At 44.6% G+C, this 21,194-nt stretch carries 19 protein-coding genes; 8 read left to right on the forward strand and 11 right to left on the reverse strand.

Annotated features, from left to right (window positions below):
* The first annotated feature begins 152 nt into the window (after positions 1-152).
* A complete protein-coding gene (mazG, locus tag Q1A18_RS14835; RefSeq protein ID WP_299582187.1) occupies positions 153-929 on the forward strand; it encodes a nucleoside triphosphate pyrophosphohydrolase in 777 nt (258 codons plus the stop codon).
* Between the two features lie 34 nt (positions 930-963).
* Here mazG and Q1A18_RS14840 read toward each other — a convergent pair whose 3' ends face one another.
* From Q1A18_RS14840 to Q1A18_RS14855, 4 genes are all read right to left on the reverse strand, one after another.
* A complete protein-coding gene (locus Q1A18_RS14840; RefSeq protein ID WP_299582190.1) occupies positions 964-1,200 on the reverse strand; it encodes a hypothetical protein in 237 nt (78 codons plus the stop codon).
* 49 nt (positions 1,201-1,249) lie between these two features.
* Positions 1,250-1,477: a DUF2007 domain-containing protein gene (locus Q1A18_RS14845; RefSeq protein WP_299582193.1), complete on the reverse strand. Its 228-nt coding sequence runs from the start codon at positions 1,475-1,477 to the stop codon at positions 1,250-1,252.
* Between the two features lie 217 nt (positions 1,478-1,694).
* A complete protein-coding gene (locus Q1A18_RS14850; RefSeq protein ID WP_299582196.1) occupies positions 1,695-2,861 on the reverse strand; it encodes an MraY family glycosyltransferase in 1,167 nt (388 codons plus the stop codon).
* Positions 2,862-3,111: 250 nt separating this feature from the next.
* Positions 3,112-4,020: an SMP-30/gluconolactonase/LRE family protein gene (locus Q1A18_RS14855; protein WP_299582199.1), complete on the reverse strand. Its 909-nt coding sequence runs from the start codon at positions 4,018-4,020 to the stop codon at positions 3,112-3,114.
* 90 nt (positions 4,021-4,110) lie between these two features.
* On the opposite strand from Q1A18_RS14855, the gene Q1A18_RS14860 reads away from it, so the two are divergent.
* The gene (locus tag Q1A18_RS14860; protein WP_299582202.1) at positions 4,111-4,755 is read left to right on the forward strand and encodes a DUF2490 domain-containing protein; all 645 of its coding nucleotides are present in this window, start codon (positions 4,111-4,113) and stop codon (positions 4,753-4,755) included.
* A 68-nt stretch (positions 4,756-4,823) separates the two neighbouring features.
* On the opposite strand, the gene Q1A18_RS14865 is transcribed toward Q1A18_RS14860, so the two are convergent.
* The 3 genes from Q1A18_RS14865 to Q1A18_RS14875 form a co-directional block, all read right to left on the reverse strand.
* A complete protein-coding gene (locus Q1A18_RS14865) occupies positions 4,824-6,905 on the reverse strand; it encodes a TonB-dependent receptor (protein ID WP_299582205.1) in 2,082 nt (693 codons plus the stop codon).
* A gap of 301 nt (positions 6,906-7,206) precedes the next feature.
* Positions 7,207-8,484 (reverse strand): replication-associated recombination protein A, encoded by a 1,278-nt coding sequence (locus tag Q1A18_RS14870; protein WP_299582209.1) that lies wholly within the window; start codon positions 8,482-8,484, stop codon positions 7,207-7,209.
* A 97-nt stretch (positions 8,485-8,581) separates the two neighbouring features.
* Positions 8,582-10,507, reverse strand: a complete 1,926-nt coding sequence (locus tag Q1A18_RS14875) for a tetratricopeptide repeat protein (RefSeq protein WP_299582212.1) — start codon at positions 10,505-10,507, stop codon at positions 8,582-8,584.
* 233 nt (positions 10,508-10,740) lie between these two features.
* On the opposite strand from Q1A18_RS14875, the gene Q1A18_RS14880 reads away from it, so the two are divergent.
* A complete protein-coding gene (locus tag Q1A18_RS14880; protein ID WP_299582215.1) occupies positions 10,741-11,313 on the forward strand; it encodes a DNA-3-methyladenine glycosylase I in 573 nt (190 codons plus the stop codon).
* Between the two features lie 98 nt (positions 11,314-11,411).
* On the opposite strand, the gene Q1A18_RS14885 is transcribed toward Q1A18_RS14880, so the two are convergent.
* The gene (locus Q1A18_RS14885; RefSeq protein ID WP_299582218.1) at positions 11,412-11,648 is read right to left on the reverse strand and encodes a CDGSH iron-sulfur domain-containing protein; all 237 of its coding nucleotides are present in this window, start codon (positions 11,646-11,648) and stop codon (positions 11,412-11,414) included.
* 59 nt (positions 11,649-11,707) lie between these two features.
* Positions 11,708-12,538: a hypothetical protein gene (locus Q1A18_RS14890; protein ID WP_299582221.1), complete on the reverse strand. Its 831-nt coding sequence runs from the start codon at positions 12,536-12,538 to the stop codon at positions 11,708-11,710.
* 78 nt (positions 12,539-12,616) lie between these two features.
* On the opposite strand from Q1A18_RS14890, the gene Q1A18_RS14895 reads away from it, so the two are divergent.
* From Q1A18_RS14895 to Q1A18_RS14905, 3 genes are all read left to right on the forward strand, one after another.
* Positions 12,617-13,741, forward strand: a complete 1,125-nt coding sequence (locus tag Q1A18_RS14895) for a lactonase family protein (RefSeq protein ID WP_299582224.1) — start codon at positions 12,617-12,619, stop codon at positions 13,739-13,741.
* Positions 13,742-13,862: 121 nt separating this feature from the next.
* Positions 13,863-15,275, forward strand: coding sequence for a PQQ-dependent sugar dehydrogenase (locus tag Q1A18_RS14900; protein WP_299582227.1), 1,413 nt, complete (start codon positions 13,863-13,865; stop codon positions 15,273-15,275).
* Between the two features lie 254 nt (positions 15,276-15,529).
* On the forward strand, positions 15,530-15,997 hold the full coding sequence (locus Q1A18_RS14905) for an Lrp/AsnC ligand binding domain-containing protein (protein ID WP_299582230.1): 468 nt from the start codon (positions 15,530-15,532) through the stop codon (positions 15,995-15,997).
* Here the strand turns inward: Q1A18_RS14905 and rlmB are convergent.
* Together rlmB and Q1A18_RS14915 are read right to left on the reverse strand one after the other, a co-directional pair.
* Positions 15,988-16,746: a 23S rRNA (guanosine(2251)-2'-O)-methyltransferase RlmB gene (gene rlmB / locus Q1A18_RS14910; RefSeq protein WP_299582233.1), complete on the reverse strand. Its 759-nt coding sequence runs from the start codon at positions 16,744-16,746 to the stop codon at positions 15,988-15,990. The two genes, Q1A18_RS14905 and rlmB, sit on opposite strands and share 10 nt — an antisense overlap.
* A gap of 2 nt (positions 16,747-16,748) precedes the next feature.
* Positions 16,749-18,698, reverse strand: a complete 1,950-nt coding sequence (locus Q1A18_RS14915) for an ABC-F family ATP-binding cassette domain-containing protein (protein ID WP_299582236.1) — start codon at positions 18,696-18,698, stop codon at positions 16,749-16,751.
* A gap of 238 nt (positions 18,699-18,936) precedes the next feature.
* On the opposite strand from Q1A18_RS14915, the gene rlmD reads away from it, so the two are divergent.
* Entirely contained in the window at positions 18,937-20,346 is a 1,410-nt protein-coding gene (gene rlmD, locus Q1A18_RS14920) for a 23S rRNA (uracil(1939)-C(5))-methyltransferase RlmD (RefSeq protein ID WP_299582239.1), read from the forward strand.
* A gap of 50 nt (positions 20,347-20,396) precedes the next feature.
* Complete coding sequence (gene yaaA / locus Q1A18_RS14925; RefSeq protein WP_299582242.1) at positions 20,397-21,164, forward strand: peroxide stress protein YaaA; 768 nt, start codon at positions 20,397-20,399, stop codon at positions 21,162-21,164.
* Positions 21,165-21,194 lie beyond the last annotated feature (30 nt).

Genomic DNA, 21,194 nt, shown 5'->3' on the forward strand with positions numbered 1-21,194 from the left:
TGAACAAAGCAAGGCTTTTGACCGAGGTCTTCCTTTGTTCTGTTTTTGGGTTGAGCCTGACAGGTTCGAAATTGGTTCAAAAGAACCCCGAAGACCTATTTTCTAAAGAAAGATTGTAATTTTGATCATTCAAAAATAAAAGGTGCAGGCAGATGAATGAAAAACTGGAAGCTTTTGGCAGGTTGTTGAAAATTATGGATGAACTCCGGGAGAAATGTCCTTGGGATCGGGAGCAAACTTTTGAATCGTTACGAAAGCTGACGATTGAAGAAACCTACGAGTTAGGGGATGCTATTTTGCAGGCTGACCTGCAGGAAATCAAGAAAGAGCTGGGAGACGTGCTGCTGCACATTGTGTTCTACGCTAAAATTGGAGAGGAGAAAAAGGCTTTTGATATAGCAGATGTGATCAACAGTTTGAATGAAAAGCTGATTTACAGGCATCCGCACATTTACGGAGAGGTGGATGTAACCAATGCCCGCGAGGTAGAGCAAAACTGGGAAAGCCTGAAGTTGAAAGAAAAGGGGCGCAAAAAGAAAACTGTGTTGGAAGGTGTCCCTGCTTCACTTCCAGCTTTGGTTAAAGCCAACCGGATACAGGAAAAGGCCAGCGGAGTGGGTTTCGACTGGGAGCATCCGGAGCAGGTGTGGGACAAGGTGAAAGAGGAGGTGAATGAGTTGCAGGACGAATTGACAGCTGATAACCGCGATAAAATTGAAGCCGAATTTGGCGATTTGTTTTTCGCCATGGTCAATGCAGCCCGACTTTATGGTGTTGATCCGGAAGCTGCCTTGGAGCGAACGAATCTGAAATTTATCAAACGTTTTAACTACCTCGAAAGTCAAACCCTGAAAAAAGGGAAGGACTTGAAAGGTTTATCGCTTGCCGAAATGGACAAATATTGGGACGAAGCCAAGAAACTGGAGTAATCCAGCTTCCGGCTTCTGATTCGTACGGTGTATTTTAAGATCTTGAATTGGTCTCTTCCGGCGCTTTGGGGGTTCCCTGCATTTCTTTAAGCCTCTTTCTCAAACGATTCATTTCCAGGCTGCCAATTACAAAATGGGCAATCAGCCCATAATACATGAGTTCGCTTCCATAGGGATAATGTTGTATTTTGAATATCACTCCAGCTAAAATGCTAACGGTAGACAAGACCAAAAGCACATGCATTAGCGTGTCGGTTAGTTGTTTATTCATAATTCTTGGGTTAATCTGATTTGTCGTTTTTCGAATGTGTTTTTTGTAACTATTCCTTAAAATTCTGAAGAATCGGTTCAGCCTGCTCCAGGTCTCGTTCTTGAATGTACAAGTCAACGGCGTTGGGCGTGCTAACTCCAAATCCGGCGGCAATCCCTGATTGAAAGTCGTTACGGATAATTGCCGGAATGCCGATGTCTTCCAGCTTAGCTTTCAGTAGTACAACCGAAACCTGGCTCCCGGTATAAACAGGAATGAGTTGATCTTCATTTTTCATGATGACTTCATTTTTTTATTGTTTTCCAATTTAGGAATTATTGCCCAGAAAGAGGCCTCGGAACGAAACTATTTTAATATGGTAAATTATACCAATTGAACGAAACCGGATTCGTATTCGGCAAGAAGTGCCTGTTTGTGAAATAAAAAAAGGAGACTTTTGATGGCCTCCTTTTGATTGATATGAAAGAATTGTTGTTTGTTTGATTTCGCTTCTTTTACACTTTCAATAGTTTCTTTTTAGAGAGTTTGCCTGGCTCTTCTGCGACTTTTGTGCCAAGTGGCAGCAAACGAATAATTTTGCTGGATTCTTCTTCTGTTGCTTTTTCCTGGTTTTTCTGGTATTGTTTTGATTTGTAGTTGAGCCAACCGATGGCTGAAAAACTCATGCTAAGCAAAAGGATGAAGCTGACAGAAATATTGATATACAGCTGAAAAGTCAAGGCCAGCAAGGCAAACAAAGCCGTGTAGCCAATCAGGAAAGCAGTGGCTGCAATATGTGATAATCCGGCTTTAATCAGCAAGTGGTGAATGTGATTGTTGTCGGGTGAAAACGGCGACTTTTTATGGTATATACGCACGGCAAACACCCTTAAGGTATCCGTAATCGGAACAATTAGCATGGCTACAACAAATAGCGGCGCCTGCTGAAAATGAAACGGATTGGCCGTGAGTACATTTAGTTCGTTGAATTTAATCATGATGGCTCCCAGCAAAACACCTAAGATAAGCGAACCGGTATCGCCCATAAATATTTTATTACTGTTTCCCCAAAGGTTAAAGCGCAGGTATGCTAGTAGACTAGCTGCAAGTGCAGTACTGATAATGGCATAGCCAATAAAGCCTGTCATATAAAACCAGACACCGACCGTAGCACTCACCAGTACGCCAATGCCGGCAGCCAGCCCGTCAATTCCATCAATTAAATTGACGGCGTTAATCAAAAACAGGAACACCATAATTGACAATGGAATACTTACCCAGGGGCTGAATTCGCTGATGCCTCCCAAACCGTAAGCTTGCGTGATTTGGAAACCACCGAGCACCACCAGAAGGGTGGACGCAGCAATTTGAACCATCAGTTTTTTACGGGCTGAAATGATGAGCAAATCATCTTTTAAACCGGTAAAAAACATCATGATGATGGCGGCGTACAGAAAACGTAGCTCTGTTAAACGAATGTTGGGAAGGAAAACCAGTGTGCTGATGTTTACCCCAATAAAGATGGCCACGCCACCCAATGTTGGAATGACCGTTTTGTTCAACTTGCGTTGATCGGGCACATCCATTAGGTTCTTAGCTTTTGAAACCCTGACAATGGGAGGAATGACAGCGTAAGTAATAATAAAACTAAGAATGATGTTTGATAAAAGAGTGATACTCACAGAGTTTAGTTTTGAAATTAGTCGTCACAAAATTAATAAATTAATTCAATGGGCATTATATAAAGTAGTTTATTTCATGAACGGCATGTTTTAGGGGGGTAAATGACCGCTCCCGACTCATGAACGATCATTTGTGAAAAAAATCTGACGGTGCTTTAGCAAGAAATCAGCACACATGCCATCATACCTCTTCGAGTTTTTTTTGATGCCAAAAGAGCAATTGTTTTACTATCAATAAAATTATATGAGCCTACTGAGCCCCTTTAACTCTCATCGAGAGTTTATATACTGAAGTGCGGGCTGTGATAAACAGTGTCTTTCGGTTTTTTCCGCCAAAGCAAATATTGGCAGGCTGCTCGGGAACTGCAATTTCACCAAGTTTTACGCCGGTACGGGAGTAAACCGATACTGCTTTATTGGTTAGGTATACATTGCCTTCATCATCGATAGTCATTCCGTCTGATCCTTCGGGAGCAAAAAAGCTTTTGTTGGTCAGGCTACCATCTTTCTGTATGGTATATTGCCAGATTTTTCCATCCTGAATATCGGCAACGTATAAGGTTCGGCCGTCGGGCGTTCCAATAATTCCGTTGGGCATTTTAAAACCGCTTGCTACCCGTTTTATTTCCCCTTCAGGAGATACCCGGTAAACAGCCCGTTCATCCTGCTCCTGTTGCTGCCCTTCGGGCCACCAGGGGCGATGGTAATAACTATCGGTGATGTAAATAGTACCATCAGGATGAATCCATAAATCATTGGGCCCATTGAGGTGCTTGCCGTTAAAACCGTTGGCCAATACTGTTTTGTTGCCCTGCGCATCAATACGAATCAACTTATTCCGGTAGTCGGCACAGGCTACCAAGTGGTCATCCTGGTCGAAGTATAGTCCATTCGCTCGTTCGCCGTCTACCGGGAACGTGCTGATTTCATCTTTTTCATTCCAGATGTAAATTTTATTGTTCGGCTGATCGGTAAAGTAGATTTCCCCTTTCGAATTGACAGCAGGGCCTTCGGTAAACGAAAAGCCCGAAGCTACTTTTTCCAGCACTGCCTCTTGCTTGATCAATGAGGCTAAGGCGTTTGCCGGTTGAGCCGTTGCTGATGATCCGGACAGCAGCACAAACAAAAGCAGGAAGACAAAGGGGATGATTGTTTTCATAGTATTAAGCTTGAAATGATTTCTGCTTACGAATATATCTAATTTTAAACGAAAGCTTATCTTTGCGGATTGAAAATGAGAGGGAGAAAAATGATTAGAAAGCTTATTGTTTTTTGTTTGTTTATTTTGGGTAGTCAAGCGCTGTTTGCTCAGGAAGAACGGGATTTTTATTTGTGGCAGGAAACCGGATTTGGTTTGAAGTTGGATGAAAACTATACGTTCAGTTTTAAAGCAAAAGTTCAGTATCGGGCCAATGACAATTTTCGCGATTTTACTTATGTGGATTTTACCGTTTTGCGACGAATGAACCCATGGCTTAACCTGGGGCTTTCTTTTCGCGGAGCAGAAATTGGAAAGCTGAGCGGAAATATCCTCGAGTATCGTCCTCAGTTTCTGACAGGCGTGCATTACAAATTCGGGAAAGTGAACTGCAAAAGTACGAACCGGATTGAATACCGTACCTTTAGCAAAGGCAAAGCACATTTTCGGTATTACCACAACATCTTTATTCATTTCCCCTCTTTTCCGGGGTGTCCCAAACCATACATTGGTGAAGAATTATTTACCAAACTTAATAACGAGCGATTGTATCTGACTCGTGTATATGGTGGCTTGCATTTGTTGGAGCTTGACATTCTAAAAGTTGATGCTTATTACGTTTGGCAGGAAACAAAACGTAACGGCCAATGGAGGCCCTCCGATGTATTAGGCCTGAACCTTAAATTCGTGATCTAGGCCAGGTTCCTACTTCCCCGAGAATCCATAATCAGGATATCAATTCGTTGAGGCGTTGATTTTGTTCCTTAGAAAAGGTAGGTCAGCTTCAGTCGAAAGCTATAGTTTCGCGGTGCGCCCGGATAATAGTAGCGTGGAGCATTTCCGCCAAAAGAACTGGCATTAATCAGTACCATCGAACTATAATGAGTATCGGTGAGGTTGTTCATGGCAAACAATGCTTTTGCCTGCAAATTGCCCCATGATTTTAAAAATTGAAGGTTGGCGTTCAGTAGCCCGTAAGCATCCGAATAAACCGAATTGTCATCGCGCAAAGGGATTTTGCCCACTTGCTGATAATGCAGTTGAAGATGGGCCCATTGTTTGAAACTGAAGTGGTAACCCCAATTGGCTTGGTAGCGCGGAGTTCCGGTCAGTTTCTTTTCTGAATAGTCGTTTTCACCATCTACAAAATCCACAAAATAGTAGGGCGAATAGCTTCCGTTGGCCGTAAGCTGGTGTTGGATAAATGCTCCCATTGTTGGAAGTTTGAACTGCAGGTAGTATTCAAGCCCGGGATGAGCCGTCTTTCCGGCATTCACTCCCAGGTAGGCATCTTCGCCAACGCGCCGGGCAACCAGCAAGTTTTTTATGGCCATAAAATAGGCTGAAACGTCGTAATACAGCTGGTCAAATAAATGCCCCCGGCTGCCCAACTCATAATTCCATCCTGTTTCCGGCTGAATATCCGTGTTGCGTCCTCCTTCGGGAAGCAGCGTCTCTTCGAGGCTTGGCGGCGAGAACCCATGGCTCATCTGTGCATAAAGGTTGTGGTTTTGGCTGAGGGTATAGTTGATGGCCAACCGTGGCGAAAGTACTGCGTTGAAGGTGTGTTTGCCCGACTGTTCACCACTTGTTTCCAGAAGGTTGGTATAGTCGTAATGTGTTTTATTCAGATTGAGTCCGGCAGAAAACCGCAGTTGGCTGGTCAGCAGGTAATCCACCTGTCCGAAAAAATTGAGGTATTTGCGTTTTTCCTGATTGTCAGACAGAATTTCATCGGTAGGCTCATTGGCTGCATTTTTTAAGGTGCTCCAGTCGTAGTCTTCCCAAAAGCTTTCGTTGCCCAGCATCAGTTTCCAGCTTCCATGGCGGGTTCGAATTGTTTTTTCAAGCACGACCCGGCCGCCATAATAACGACTTTCTTCTGTCAAAAAATTGAAGGGACGCAATTCATCTGCGGCTCTGTTTTGCCCAAACAGGCTGACGGTCGATCGCCAGTTGTTGCTCCATTCCGACAGGAGGGAGGTCCCCATCAGTGTTTTTTCGTAGTCTTCATATCCCCGGATAGCCGTCCAGTTGGGAGCAGCGCTTTGTGGGTTTTGCTGAAAAGTTTCCCAATCCAGTGAGCTCGGAATATAGCCTTTCAGGTCGGTATGGTTTACCAAAAAGTTTAGTTCGTGTTTTCCAATTTCAAACCGTCCGATATAGTTCAGGTTAACCCGGTCGGTGGCATTGTTGTCGCGGTATCCAGCCGAGTTCAGCTTCTCAATGGCAAGTTGGCTGCTGTTCTTTTCTCCGGTCAGAAAAAGGTTTCCGTTAAACTCCTGGGTTTGGTAGGAGCCCAGACCGTAATCAACCACAAAGCGGTTTTGGGTAGGACGAATCGCCTCAAACAGCAGCGTACCTCCTAAGCCTGCGCCATAAAAGCCCGAAGCAGGTCCTTTTATGATTTCAACACTGGATAAAATTGACTGGTTTAAATCTTCGACTGAGGTTTCGCCCACACCGTTGGTTAGCGGAATGCCAGCATAGTAGGCCCTGATTTTATTCGAACCATAAGGCGTGCGGCTGCCAATGCCTCGAATAGTCAGTCGATTGGTGGTCAGGCTGGCGCTTTGCATGTAAACGCCGGGCACTTGGTTCAATACAAAATCAATGGATTGCAGGGCATTTTGCTCCAGCTGTTTGGCCGAAAGAATGGAAATGGCTGCCGGCACTTCTTGCAGCTTTCTTTCGTAGTGAAAAGCATGCACGGTGACTTCATCAATCGAAAAGACAGAATCATTCAGCAAGCTAGCTGGTTTTTGCTGCCAGTTGTCCTGAGCATGTGAAAAATAAGACTGAAAAATAGTAACCAAGGCCGCGAAGGAGAGAAGCCATTTTTTCATAACAGGCTATTTGATTTTTTTGGGTTTACAAACTTTACTTTCCTTTTTGGCTTTCAGTAGGCACTTTTTACAATAATATTTTGGATTTTCAGGTTCTTCATAATCCTTCTTTTTGCACGCTGTTTTTCCCATTGGTTGAATTGTCTTGGACTGTCTTTTTTCAGAAAAACAACCGATTTGTCGAATTGTTTTTAGCGTGTTTACATCTTCTGGTATTTCAGCGTTAACCCAGCTCCATGCAATTACACCCAGCCGCTTTTAAGATTGCTGAGCCTTGGCGAAAAAGAAGGTTGCAAAAGGGCTATCGTTCAAAACGTTTGCCCCACCAGGCTTTCAGGCGTTCCATGATTTTTAGTTCCGAAGCATTTTGTTGCGGACGGTACAAGCGTTCCTTCTTAATCTGTTCAGGCAGAAAATCCTGTTCTGCGAAGTTCCCCTCATAAGCATGGGCATATTTGTAATCTTTGCCATAGCCCAACTGTTTCATCAGCTTGGTTGGGGCGTTTCGAATATGCAGCGGAACCGGTAAGTTGCCGGTTTGTTTTACCAGCTGCTGTGCCATATTAATAGCTTCGTAAGCCGAGTTACTCTTTGGAGAGGTAGCCAGGTAAATGGTGCATTCCGATAAAATGATGCGAGATTCGGGCGGTCCGATTTTATGAACGGCATCGAAGCAGCTTTGGGCCAGCAACAAAGCATTGGGATTGGCCAGGCCGACATCTTCAGCGGCTGAAATAAGCAGCCGGCGTGCAATAAATTTGATGTCTTCACCACCTTCAATCATGCGGGCCAGCCAGTAAACTGCAGCATCCGGATCGCTTCCCCGAATACTTTTGATAAAGGCCGAAATGATATCGTAGTGCATTTCCCCGTTTTTATCGTAAATGGCCGAATTACTTTGCAAACGGTCGGTGACCTTGTCGTTGGTAATGACAATCTTGGGACCTTCTTCAGCCAGTACCACCAGCTCCAAAATGTTGAGTAGCTTGCGGGCATCGCCTCCGGAAAAACGAAGCAGCGACTCATACTCTTCAATCACAATGTCCTTCGTTTTCAGGTCGGTGTCTTTCTGAATAGCCAGATCCAGAATCTTAATAAGCCCTTCCTTGTCCAGGTGCTGCAATACATAAACCTGACAACGCGAAAGCAGGGGCGAAATGACCTCAAATGAAGGGTTTTCGGTGGTGGCACCAATGAGCGTAACCGTTCCCTGTTCGACGGCTCCAAGCAACGAATCTTGCTGCGACTTGCTAAACCGGTGAATTTCGTCGATGAACAAGATGGGGTTGGGATGATTAAAAAACTGCTGTTTGCGGGCTTTATCGATCACATCCCGAACATCTTTAACCCCCGAATTGATGGCACTAAGCGTGTAAAAAGGCCGGTCAAGAGTATTGGCAATGATTTTGGCCAGCGTGGTTTTGCCAACGCCCGGAGGTCCCCATAAAATGATGGAAGAAATGTTGCCTGATTGAATCATTTTACGCAAAACAGCTCCTTCACCAACCAGGTGGTCCTGTCCAATGTAGTCGTCCAGTTTTTTGGGACGCAGTCGTTCTGCAAGGGGAGATAAACTCATTAATCTATGCTTTAAAAAATGTTTGCCGCAAAGTTACTTCGTTTTTCTTCTCGGCGCGCTTTGGGCACCCTTTATTCTTTTTAACCGCTGCAAGTGTTTAGTTACAATAGCGTTTGATGATATTGTAAGCGTCCTGAATTCCCAGCTCTCCGGCTTTACTTAAGTCGCTGGCACCACCCTCCAGTTCATCAAGATAAATCTTGGTTAGCCCCCGGTTAAAGTAGGCCTCTGCAAAGTCGGGCTGCAATTCAATGGCTTTATCAAGGTTGCGAATGGCTTCCTGGTAGCGCCCCAGTTTACAGAGAATGTAAGCTTTGTTGTAATAGGCAAAGGGGAAGTTGGGATCGATATACGCACAAACCTGGTAGTCATCCAGAATTGTTTCATAATCATGAATGAATTCTTCATGCTGACTCTGGGCATTGTTCGAAGTGCCTACAGGGATTGTTAAGTCTTCTGAAAAATCGGGCAGCGACTCCAGCAACTGAACCATCTCTGTGCGGCAGTTGGCCCGGCTGAAATGAGCCAACGTATTTTTCTCATCCAGTTCAATGGCTTTGTTGAAATCATCCATTGCATCGCTGTACTCTTTAACCAGAAAACGGAAGATTCCGCGGTTCAGAAAGTGTTCGGCGACTTCATTGGTTTTTATTTTTTCGTTGAAGTACAGGATGTTATTTCTGAAGTATTCTTCAAAATCAGCGTTCTCGCTATTGCTGATTGTCATTTGTGGGGTGTAGTTGTTGAAACGGTTCAACTCTTCCAGCGACAGGTTATAATACTGCAGCCTGTCGTAATCCACCTTGTTTTGGCTGTATGAGGAGATCACAAAAATATCCTGTAATTCAATGATGATATTTCGGTTTTGAATTCGTCCGTCTTCAATTTCTTCGTCTTCGTCGGTTGGTAGGTTACGTGTGTCTGCCAGCGAGAGCCGGAAACGGCGTCGGTCGCGTTGTTCCTGGGTTTCCTCTTGCTTTTCCTCTTTTTTTTGCTGGGTGTTGGGACGTTGAGGCGTTTGGGCCGGCGGTTTTTGCTGGGTGTTTTGTGCTTGTTGTTGCCCGGCTGAGGTTGAGTGCTGTTGGCCTTGAGATGCTTGTTGCTGTTGTGCCAAGGCATCTTCTTCCAGTGCACGCTGCCGGATGTTTAAGCGCGGATCCAGCTTGGCAGCCACTTTGTAATCTTGTTCAAAACCGGGCTGTTCCAGAATCTCTTTGGCAATTCCCCGGTTAAAATAGGCATTCGGCAAAGTTGGATTGATCGACAAGGCCATGTCATAATCCATAATGGCACCCTGGTAATCTTCCAGCCGCTGCTTCACGATCCCCCGGTTGTTGTAGGCATAGGCATTTTGCGGATCCAGTTTGATGGTTTGATCAAAATCGCGCAGAGCCGCTGCAAAATCTTCCAGCTCAAAACGGGCCAGTCCGCGCAGCAGATAAGCATTGGCGTAGTGCGGACGGATGATGATGGCACGGTTCAAATCGCGAATAGCTTCTCGAATATCGCCTTTCAGGATGTTGGCATTGCTTCGGTTGATAAAACCATTGATGAAATTGGGGTTAAGCTCCAGGGCTTTGTCATAGTCGGCAATGGCCCCTTCAATATCTTTTAATGACAATTTTGCAATCCCCCGGTTGTTGTAAATCGCTTCATTGTTCGGATCCAGTTCCAGTGCCCGGTTGTAATCATCAATGGCAGCATCGTAGTCTTTCAGTTCAAGGTAAGCCAGCCCGCGGTGCATAAATGCGTTGGGGTAATAGGGCTTGATACTGATAGCTGTGTTGTAGTCTTTTATAGCCCCTCTGAAATCTTCCAGCTGGTGTTTGGCCACTCCGCGATAATAATAAGGTTCGGGCAGTTGGGGTTTAAATTTGATAACAATGTTAAAGTTTTCAATGGCTCCAACATAGTTGCCAATCTGGATGCGGGTTTGTCCTACCCGAATATAGTGGCTGATGTTTAATTGACTAAACGCCAGATTTGAAAGCAGTAAAAATAAGAGGGATAACTTGATTTTCATCGATTAAGTCTTTACTTGCAAAGTTGAAAGATGTGTCTGTTCTCTTAAGCTCCTGGTTTGTTTGCTCTCAGTGCTTTGAAGGAGTCACATCCGCATGCTTTGGTTTAGTTGTTTTATACTGAAGCCGATTCTTGCAGCGCAATTTACAAAGAGCAAAAATAATATTTAAACCCGGATCACTTTGTTTTTCGTATTTTTATTCAAATTTTGAATTCTTTACAAAAATTAGACCAATGAAACATCGTTGCGACTGGTGCCTGAATAATGATTTGTACATCGACTACCATGACCAGGAGTGGGGAGTCCCTGTTCATGATGACCGGCAGTTGTTTGAGTTTTTGTTGCTGGAAGGCGCACAGGCCGGATTGAGCTGGCTGACGGTGCTACGCAAGCGCGAAAATTATCGCAAGGCCTATGATGATTTTGATCCGGAAAAAGTGGCTGCTTATGATGATGTTAAAATGCAGGAACTCCTGCAAAATGAAGGTATTATCCGTAACCGATTGAAAGTGGCAGCCAGCGTTACCAATGCCCGGTGTTTTTTGGAAGTCCAAAAGGAGTTTGGCTCATTTGACAAGTATATCTGGTCATTTGTTGATTTCAAGCCCATCGTGAATCATTTTGAAACCCTGGCTGAGCTTCCTGCCAAAACCCCTCTGTCCGATTTGATTAGTAAGGATCTGAAAAAGCGGGGCTTCAAGTTTGTGGGATCTACCATTGTTTATGCGCACATGCAGGCTACTGGCATGGTCAATGATCACTTGGTGAGTTGTTACCGTCATGCCGAACTGCTTGGCGCGAAATAATTGCTTTTACTTTTTGAGGAAAATGAATTGTCCCAAAGCAGCCTGCCTGTTTGATCTTTAAAATCCTGCCAGACTGCTTTGGGATTTATGTTGCATTTTTACAGGTCGTTGTGCGACCCATCGCAAAAGGGAGGGTTGTTGGTTTGTTTGCAGCGGCACCAAAAAACCGATTGTACTTCTTCAATTTTGACTTCTTTAGGCGTGAATTCACTGCCTTTGTGTGAGCCGTCACAAAATGGTTGGTTGTTGCTTTTTCCACAGGCACACCAGTAGTAGGTTCCCGGTTGCATTTCCATCATGATCGGACTTTTTGCGGCTATTTTTCCTTTAGGCATAATTTGTTGTTTTTTTGAGTTCGTTGGTTAATTTGACTTTGGGATGAGCCATCAAGGTATCATTTTTCAATCTTATACGCAACCACTTGGTTGTCGAAAAAGGTTGGCACCAACAGCAGGTTTAGTTCCTTGGCAAAAAACACATCGGCAGTATTGATTTTATCGGCTGTTGAATCCCAAAGTTTGGTTAACTGCCCATCTTCCAGATAGAAAATGCGCCCGGGCCAGTTGGAAAACACAAAGTTGCCCTCATTGTCTTTTTCCAGCCCGTCAACGCCCTGACAGTCGGTTTGCAGCGTGCTCAATTTTTTACTTTTAACATCGGCCACCTGAATTTTCTGGGAGCCAATGTATAGCTTCCCATCTTCAGTGTACAGACCATTGATCCCCTCCAGTTCATCTCCTTCTTTCCAAACCTCGAACTTGCCGTTTGAGAGGGCATGGATTTTATTGGTCCGGCTGTCACTTACAAAGATGGTTCCGTTGCCACAGGCGGCAACATCATTTAGGAAAATGGCTCCCGGAGCCGGATAGCGGTTGATTATTTTTGCTTTGTCGATATCAATTTCAACCAATTCGTCGATGTCCGAAACATAAAGTTTATCTTCGAAGACGGCCATGCCTTTTGGGGCGCTCAGGCCTGTTACCCATTCCATTTTTTTGACCGTTCCATCGGGATTCAGTTGACTGATGAACCCGTTACCATCTTTTTTAGAGGGGTTGTCATTGATGTTGGCCACATAAATCACGTCATTGTTGGAATCATAATAAACCGATTCAGGAGTTTTCATGTTTGGGCCTGTGCGCCAAACTTCAACCAATTTTTGGCTGTAACTATTCAGTGAAAAAAATAAAATTAATACACCGATAAATGTTTTTTTAAGGTTCATTTCTGTTATTTTAAAGTTTAATTCTAAATCATTTAACAAGACATTGGACCATTTAGTTTGACTTCAAAAAATAACCCTATGAAAAATTCACTGCTGTTTATTGTGTTGATAACCATTTCGTTGGTTTCGTGTAATTCACCTAAAGAAACCCTTTTGTATGTTGGAACCTACACCGGAGGCGATAGCGAAGGAATATATTGTTACGGTTTTGACAGCAAAACCGGACAGCTGACGTCGAAATTTGTGACTCCGAATCGGGAAAATCCCTCATTTTTGGCTCTTTCGCCAGATCAAAACTACTTGTATGCGGTTTCGGAGGTGAAGGAAAGCCCGCAGATTGATAGTGGTTCGGTAACCGCTTACCGGATTGGGAAGTCGGGTGAGCTTGAAAAATTAAATCAGAAAGCAACAAAAGGATATCATCCGTGTCATGTGACGGTTTCGCCCGATGGCCGGTTTGTGGTAGCTTCCAATTACAGCAGCGGCAGTTTGAGTTTTTTCAGGGTGGAAAACGATGGCCGTTTAAGCGACTCGTTTCAGCAAATTCAACATGTTGGTTCGGGTAAGGACTCGATCCGTCAAACAGCGCCTTATGCTCATTCTGCTTTATTTGACTCTTCCGGCGAGCTGTTAATCTCAGCAGATTTGGGAACCGACAAGCTGGAGTTTTATCGGTATGATAAAGGTGTCGGGCAGTTTGAACCTGCCGAACAGGCTTATGTGGCCATGACGTCAGGGGCAGGACCCCGTCATTTCGCTTTTGCTCCTGACGGGCAGTTCATCTATGTGATGAACGAGTTGAATTCAGAAGTGAGTGTTCTGGCAAAAGATGGCGAAACGTTTGAGCGGATTCAAAGTTTGTCGGCTTTACCTGAGGGCTTTGAGGGAATCAGTTACGGAGCTGATATTCATGTAAGTGCTGATGGACGGTTTGTCTACAGTTCAAATCGTGGGCACAACTCCATTGCTGTTTTTTCCAGAAATGATGATGGCACGCTGAAGTTGCAGGAAACAGAGCCAGTTCAGGGAGACTGGCCACGTAATTTTGCGCTGTCGCCTGATGGACGTTTTCTGTTGGTAGCCAATCAGAAGAGTAACAATGTGAGTGTCTTTCAGGTGGATCCGGCAACCGGAGCGCTTAGCTATACCGGGCAAAATCTTGAGATTCCGGAACCTGTTTGTTTGACGTTTTGGGTAAAATAAGTTCGTAGTGCGGGTATAGCTTGATTAATATCAACTAAATAGTCCTGAAAATTGCAACAAAAGCACTAACTTTTTAGGCCAATTGTTGTTGGGATGAATGAAAACTTAAAGCGCTAAAAAAATGAATCAAAACGTACCTAAATTTTCTGTTTCGTTGCTTGCTTTGCTTTTTTTGTTTGGAAGTTGTTCGGTGGGCAACGGCCAGCACAGCGAACAGCAGATGGAACAGGCTGCAGCGAATTATCAAAACTACTGTGCCGGATGTCACGGCAATCAGCTTGAAAAATTTGAAGATAAAGACTGGATGTATGGCGATGACAATGCCGCCATTGTTCACAGCATTACTTTTGGACAGGAGGAAATGGGGATGCCAGGCTTTGAAGCCACCTTTTCCACCGAAGAGATTTCGGCACTTGCTGAATATGTGAAAGCAGGTATTCCGGAAGATAAAGCAAGCTTGAAACCGGCTCTTTCCGGCAATCAAGTGGTGAAGTCTGAAGTGCAAAACTTTTTGGTTGACACAGTGGTCTCCGGTTTAGCAGTTCCCTGGGGCCTGGAGTTTCTTCCCAATGGCGACTTGTTGATTGCTGAGCGCTCAGCGAAGCTTTTTCGTTTTACCAATGATGAGTTGCAGGAAATATCCGGCTTGCCTGAAATTATGGTGAAAGGGCAGGGGGGACTGATGGACCTGGAGTTGCACCCTGATTACGAGGAAAATGGCTGGCTCTATATTTCATATTCCGGCTATGCCGATGATAAGCGCGAGGAAGGTTGCACCAATGTGATGCGTGCCCGGCTTAACGGAAATCAGCTGGTAGATCAGGAAGTTATTTTTAACGGAACGCCTGATTCCAACAAGGGGCATCACTGGGGCTGTAAGCTGGAGTTTGACAAGGATGGCTATTTATTTTTTGGCATTGGCGATCGCGGAAGCCGTGATGTAAACCCACAAAGTTTAAGTAATCACAGTGGTAAGATACACCGGATTTATGATGACGGAGCTATTCCCGAAGACAACCCATTTATCGATACGCCCAACGCCATGCGCAGTATTTATTCGTACGGACATCGCAATCCTCAAGGCACGTGCATGGATCCGGAAACTGGCGAGATTTGGGAAACAGAGCATGGCCCACGTGGTGGCGATGAGCTGAACCTGATCAAGCCCGGACGGAATTATGGCTGGCCTGTCATTTCTTATGGAATCAATTACGATGGAACCACTTTTACCGAGCTGACCGAGAAAGAGGGGATGGAGCAGCCGGTAACTTATTGGGTACCGTCCATCGCTCCCTGTGGAACCACCTTTGTGAAAGGAAACCGGTATGAAAACTGGAAAAACAATATTTTGGTTGGCTCGCTGCGTTTTATGTATGTTGAGCGCGTGGTGATGGAAGGTGGCGAGGTTACTCATCAGGAAAAACTACTGGAGGGAATTGGCCGTGTTCGGAATGTGGAGATGAGCCCGGATGGCTATGTTTATGTGGCGATTGAGAACCCTGGAAAAATTCTAAGGTTGGTGCCTGTCCTTTAGTTGAAGATCATTTTAGATAGATTCGTATAGATGAAAGGCTCCCAATTATGGGAGTCTTTTTTGTTTGGAAGAATTGATCAGTTATGGGCATCTTATTCCTTTGGTTTGCCTTGCTTGAGAATGGATTTTGCAAAGGTAGTTCCGTGAGTTTGAAACGGTTTATTTTCATTTTGAATGATTGGGCACCTGTAATTAAACTATCTGCTAAAAAATGCGTACTTTTGGGCGCAATAAATTAAGTCAGAAGATAGAATATGACACTACGAAACAACTTGGACCAGATTGATTTACACATTCTGGACATTATAACTAAAAATGCACGGATTCCTTTTAAGGATGTTGCTGCAGAGGTGGGGATCTCACGTGCTGCTGTTCATCAACGCGTCAACCGGATGATTGAGATGAAGGTGATAACCGGTTCGGGCTACCACATTGATCCGAAGAAGGTGGATTACAAAACCTGCACTTATGTGGGGGTATTCCTCGAAAAAGGAGGATTTTACGAAGATGTTGCCAAGCAACTTCAGGATATTCCGGAAATTGTTGAATGCCACTATACCACGGGGCAGTACGCTATTTTTGTAAAAGTGTATGCCCGTGATAATGAACACCTCAAAGAGGTTTTAAGTGACAAGATGCAGAAAATTCCCGGAATATCAAGTACGGAAACTTTTATTTCCCTGGAAGAAACCTTTAAGCGTCAGGTGCCGATTCATGAATGATGAAGCCGCTGCCTGACAGCTTCATAAACCAATAAGCCGGCTGCGACAGATACATTTAACGATTCGATCTTTCCAAGAATTGGAATTTGGACCTGCGCATCGGCTAAATTCAAAATCTGCTTTTCAATTCCCCGCTCCTCTGAACCCATCACAATGGCTGTTGGCCCCGTCAGGTCGGCTTGGGTATAGTTGTCTGATGACTTTTCCGTGGCAGCCGCAATTTTCAAACCGGATTCCTTGAGGAAAAGGACACTCTTCTTCAGGTCTTTGGTTCGGCAAATAGGCACCAAGTGCAAGGCGCCGGCTGATGTTTTTACTGCATCGGCGTTGATTCGGGCCGCACCTTTTTCAGGAATCAGAACCGCATCCACTCCGGCGCATTCAGCCGTTCGTACAATCGCTCCAAAGTTTCGCACATCTGTCACCTGATCAAGTACAAGAATCAATGGGTTTTTACCGGCCTCAAACAGCCCGGGCAGGAAATTCTCCACATCATAAAATGTTACCGGCGAAATAAAGGCCAAAACGCCTTGGTGGTTTTTGCGGGTAACCCGGTTGATCTTTTCCTGAGGAACATATTGAAACGGAACCTGGTTTTCTTTGATTTTTTCGAAAAGTTCCTTGAACAGCTCTCCGCCTAATCCTTTTTTGATCAGTATTTTTTCAACTTCTTTTCCTGAGTCGATGGCTTCAATAACGGCACGGATGCCAAAAATAAAGTCATCGGTATTTTTTTGTGGTCGGTTCATGTTTACCATGTTTTTTGTAGTTTCAAAGATTCATATTCCTCCAGGTTGGCTTCCCATTCGTGCATCACTTGCTCCAGCCTGGTTTTTAACTGATCGTATTGTTCAAAAATGTCGGAATCGTTGATGTTTTCCGGTTGAGCCATTTTTAAGTCGAATTCTTCCAGCTTAGCTTCCATCTCGGTGATGGTTTCTTCTGCCTGTGCAATTTGCTTTTCCAGCCGGCTGATATTTTTGTTGATCTCTTTACGTTCTTCGTAGCTCAGTTTATTTTCAACAGACTGCGTTTTTTCTTTCTTTTCAGCAACCGGATTGCTTCGGTCTTTGCGCTCCAGTTCCTTCATGGAGTCCAGCTTTTTTCGGCGCAGAAACTCGTAAATGCCTCCGAGGTGTTGTTTGATCTTTCGGTCTTTAAACTCGTAAATACAATTCACCAGGCCATCCAAAAATTCCCGGTCGTGCGATACAACCAAGACAGTTCCTTCATAGCTGGCCAAAGCCTGCTTGAGCATTTCTTTTGAGCGAATGTCGAGGTGGTTGGTCGGTTCGTCCATCACCAGAAAGTTCACTGGTTCCAGCATCAGGCGGATCATGGCGAGCCGCGAGCGTTCTCCACCGGAAAGCACTTTCACTTTTTTCTCAACATCTTCGCCCGAAAACATAAAGGCACCAAGGATATCCCTGATTTTTGTCCGGATATCGCCTACGGCAATCTGGTCGATGGTTTCCAGAACAGTCAGGTTTTCATCCAAACGTTGAGCCTGATCCTGCGCAAAATAGCCAATTTTTACATTGTGCCCTATTTTCATGCTGCCCTGGTACTCCAGTTCGTTCAGGATGATACGGGCCAGGGTTGTCTTTCCCTCCCCGTTTTTACCAACAAAGGCTACTTTTTCACCCCGCTCTATCATCAGGTGAATGTCATCCAGAACGAGCAAGTCCCCGTATTTTTTGGTCAGATGCTTGCATTCTGCAACAATGGTTCCGGAGCGTTCGGGCGGCTGAAAGCGAATATTCAGGCGCGAGTTGTCTTCTTCTTCAATCTCAATGCGATCCAGCTTTTCGAGCATTTTAGTCCGCGATTGAACCTGAACGGCTTTGGTTGCTTTGTACCGAAAACGCTCAATAAACTTTTCGGTGTCTTCAATCAGTTTTTGCTGATTTTTATAGGCAGCCAGCTGAGTTTCGCGGTTTTCTTGCCGTAAAACAAGGTAGCGCGAGTAGTTGGCTTTGTAATCGTATATTTTACCCAGTGAAATTTCGATGGTCCGGTTGGTTACGGCATCCAAAAAGGCCCGGTCGTGCGAAACCAATACTACTGCCCCGGGGTACACTTTCAGGAAGTCTTCCAGCCATTGAATGGACTCAATATCGAGGTGGTTGGTCGGCTCATCCAGAAGGAAGACATCCGGCTTTTTCAACAAGATTTTGGCCAGCTCGATTCGCATTCGCCAACCTCCGCTGAATTCCGATGTCGCTCGTGTAAAATCACTGCGTTTGAATCCCAGCCCCAAGAGTGTTTGTTCAATTTCCGCTTCAAAATTAACCCCGCCAACCAGGTGGTACCGATCGTTGAGTATGGTAACCTGCGTAATCAGGTTCATGTATTCGTCCGACTCGTAATCCTCGCGGGTAGAAATTTGATGGTTGATGTGGTCAATTTGGTTTTTAATTTGAAGGATTTCATCAAAGGCGGTTTTGGCCTCTTCAAACACGCTTTGGTTGTCCGCAACATTCATGTGCTGGGGAAGGTAACCTACCCGGATGTCTTTGGGTACAACCACCGAGCCTTCGCTGGGAAACTGATGCCCGGCAATAATTTTCAACAGGGTGGATTTTCCCGCCCCGTTTTTCCCGGCCAGACCAATCCGGTCCTTGGGGGTGATTAAAAACGAAATCTTTTTTAAAAGCTCAAATCCGCCAAAACTGACAACTAACTGATCAACTGAAATCATAATTATTCGAAAATTGAGGTGCAAAGATAAGACAATCCCGCTGAAAATTTCGGTTTATTCTGTTTCGCTGTACAGAGTGGGCTTACTTCCATGTTTTTTGGAGAGTAATCCTCCTTCAAACAAAGGCTTCATCCACGAACTTTGAGAGGTTTTCCGGGGATTCTGCTCAAGTCTGCAAAGAATCCAAGCTTGGAGTGTCATTCATTTTTCTATTTTTGCAGAAAATATAGATGAGATCATGGGACGAAGCCGCAGAAAAAAGCCTTTTTATGAGCAAGTTACAATAACGGATATTGGTGCTGAAGGGAAAGCCATTGCACGTGTCAATGAGAAAGTTGTTTTCACAACCCACGTTATTCCGGGTGATGTTGTTGACCTACAGGTTACTAAAAAACGTAAAAGTTATGAAGAGGCCCGGGTAATGCACGTGCATGAAAAATCAGCCGACCGTGTCGAGGCTTTTTGTGCTTACTTTGGAATTTGTGGAGGTTGTAAATGGCAGTTTTTACCGTATGAAAAGCAGCTTTTTTACAAGCAGAAACAAGTCGTGGATCAGCTTCAACGGCTGGCACGGGTGGAGTTGCCTGAGATCATGCCCATCATGGGATCGGCAAAAGACACCTTTTATCGGAATAAACTGGAGTTTAGTTTCTCAAACAAACGCTGGATGACCAAAGATGAGATGGATGCCGAAGAAGAGCCTGAAGCAATGAATGCGCTGGGCTTCCATATTCCCCGCATGTTCGATAAAATTGTGGATGTTGAAAAGTGCTGGCTGCAGCCTGATCCGTCGAACCAAATCCGCAACTTTGTTCGGGCTTATGCCTTGGAGCACGGATTGGCGTTTTTTGATATCCGCAACCAGGAGGGCTTTCTTCGCAACATGATTGTACGTACCGCTTCAACGGGCGAAACCATGTTGATTCTGGCTTTTTATCAGGAAGATGTTGAAAAGCGGGAAGGTTTGCTGAACGCCATTGCTTCGGAATTTCCGGATTTAACTTCGCTCATGTATGTGATCAATACCAAAGGAAACGACACCATTACCGATCAGGAGATTATTACGTATCGTGGGCGCGATCATATTTTTGAGGAAATGGAAGGGCTACGTTTTAAAATTGGGCCCAAAAGTTTTTATCAAACGAACTCAGAACAAGCCTACGAATTGTATAAGGTAGCCCGTGATTTTGCAAGTCTGACTGGTGATGAGGTGGTGTATGACTTGTACACCGGCACAGGAACCATCGCTAATTTTGTGGCATCGAAAGCCAAAAAAGTGGTGGGCGTGGAGTATGTACCGGAAGCCATTGAGGATGCCAAAATCAATTCTGAAATTAACGGTATTGACAATACTTCTTTTTATGCTGGCGACATGAAAGCTGTGCTAAACGAGGCGTTTATTGCCGAAAACGGGCAACCGGAAGTAATCATTACCGACCCGCCAAGAGCCGGAATGCACGAGGATGTGGTTAAAACCATCTTAACGGTTGCTCCGCAGAGAATTGTTTATGTTAGTTGTAATCCGGCGTCACAGGCCCGCGACCTAGCTCTGCTGGACGAGAAATACCGGGTGGTGAAAATTCAGCCGGTGGATATGTTCCCACACACGCATCACGTGGAAAATGTGGTTTTACTTGAGCTGAAATAGCTAAACATTTTGATTTTTGGCTTGTTTTAAATGCACAAAAAACTGAAATTATGCTCATACTTATTTCACCAGCCAAGTCCTTGGATTTTGAATCCAAATCGGTAACTGATAAATATTCACAGCCGCTCTTCTTAAAAGAAGCCCGGCAAATTAATAAGGAACTGAGGAAGCTTTCGCCCAATGATTTGTCTCAGTTGATGAGCATTTCGGATAAGCTGGGAGAACTTAATTTTGAGCGGAATCAGACCTGGAAAACACCGTTCACACCGGACAATGCCAAACAAGCCATATTGGCTTTTACCGGCGATGTGTACCAGGGGCTGGATGCCAGCCATTTTTCTGAGAGAGATTTTGAAGTGGCTCAGGAAAAAATTCGGATTCTTTCCGGGCTTTATGGCGTGTTAAAGCCGCTGGATTTGATTCAGCCTTACCGTCTGGAAATGGGTACGAAATTTGGCATTGACGGCGGTACAAACTTGTATGAGTTTTGGCAGTCAAAAATAAGTCAGGCCATCAATAGCGAGTTGAAAAAAAATACTGGCGTACTGGTAAACCTGGCTTCAAATGAATATTTCAAAGCTGTTGATCCGAAAAAAATCGAAGGGGAAATTATAAGCCCGGCCTTTAAGGATCTGAAGAACGGGAAGTACAAAATCATTTCTTTCTACGCCAAAAAAGCACGTGGTTTAATGAGCCGTTTTATCGTGCAAAACAATATCTCGAATCCGGAAGACTTGAAAGCTTTCGATCTTGATGGTTATTATTTCAACAACGAACTTTCCAAAGGAAAAAACTGGGTGTTTACACGCGACCATTAAGTAGTTGCCGCAGCCATATTGGGGGCTTTG

Source organism: uncultured Sunxiuqinia sp. (assembly GCF_947495665.1).
Lineage (GTDB): Bacteria > Bacteroidota > Bacteroidia > Bacteroidales > Prolixibacteraceae > Sunxiuqinia > Sunxiuqinia rutila.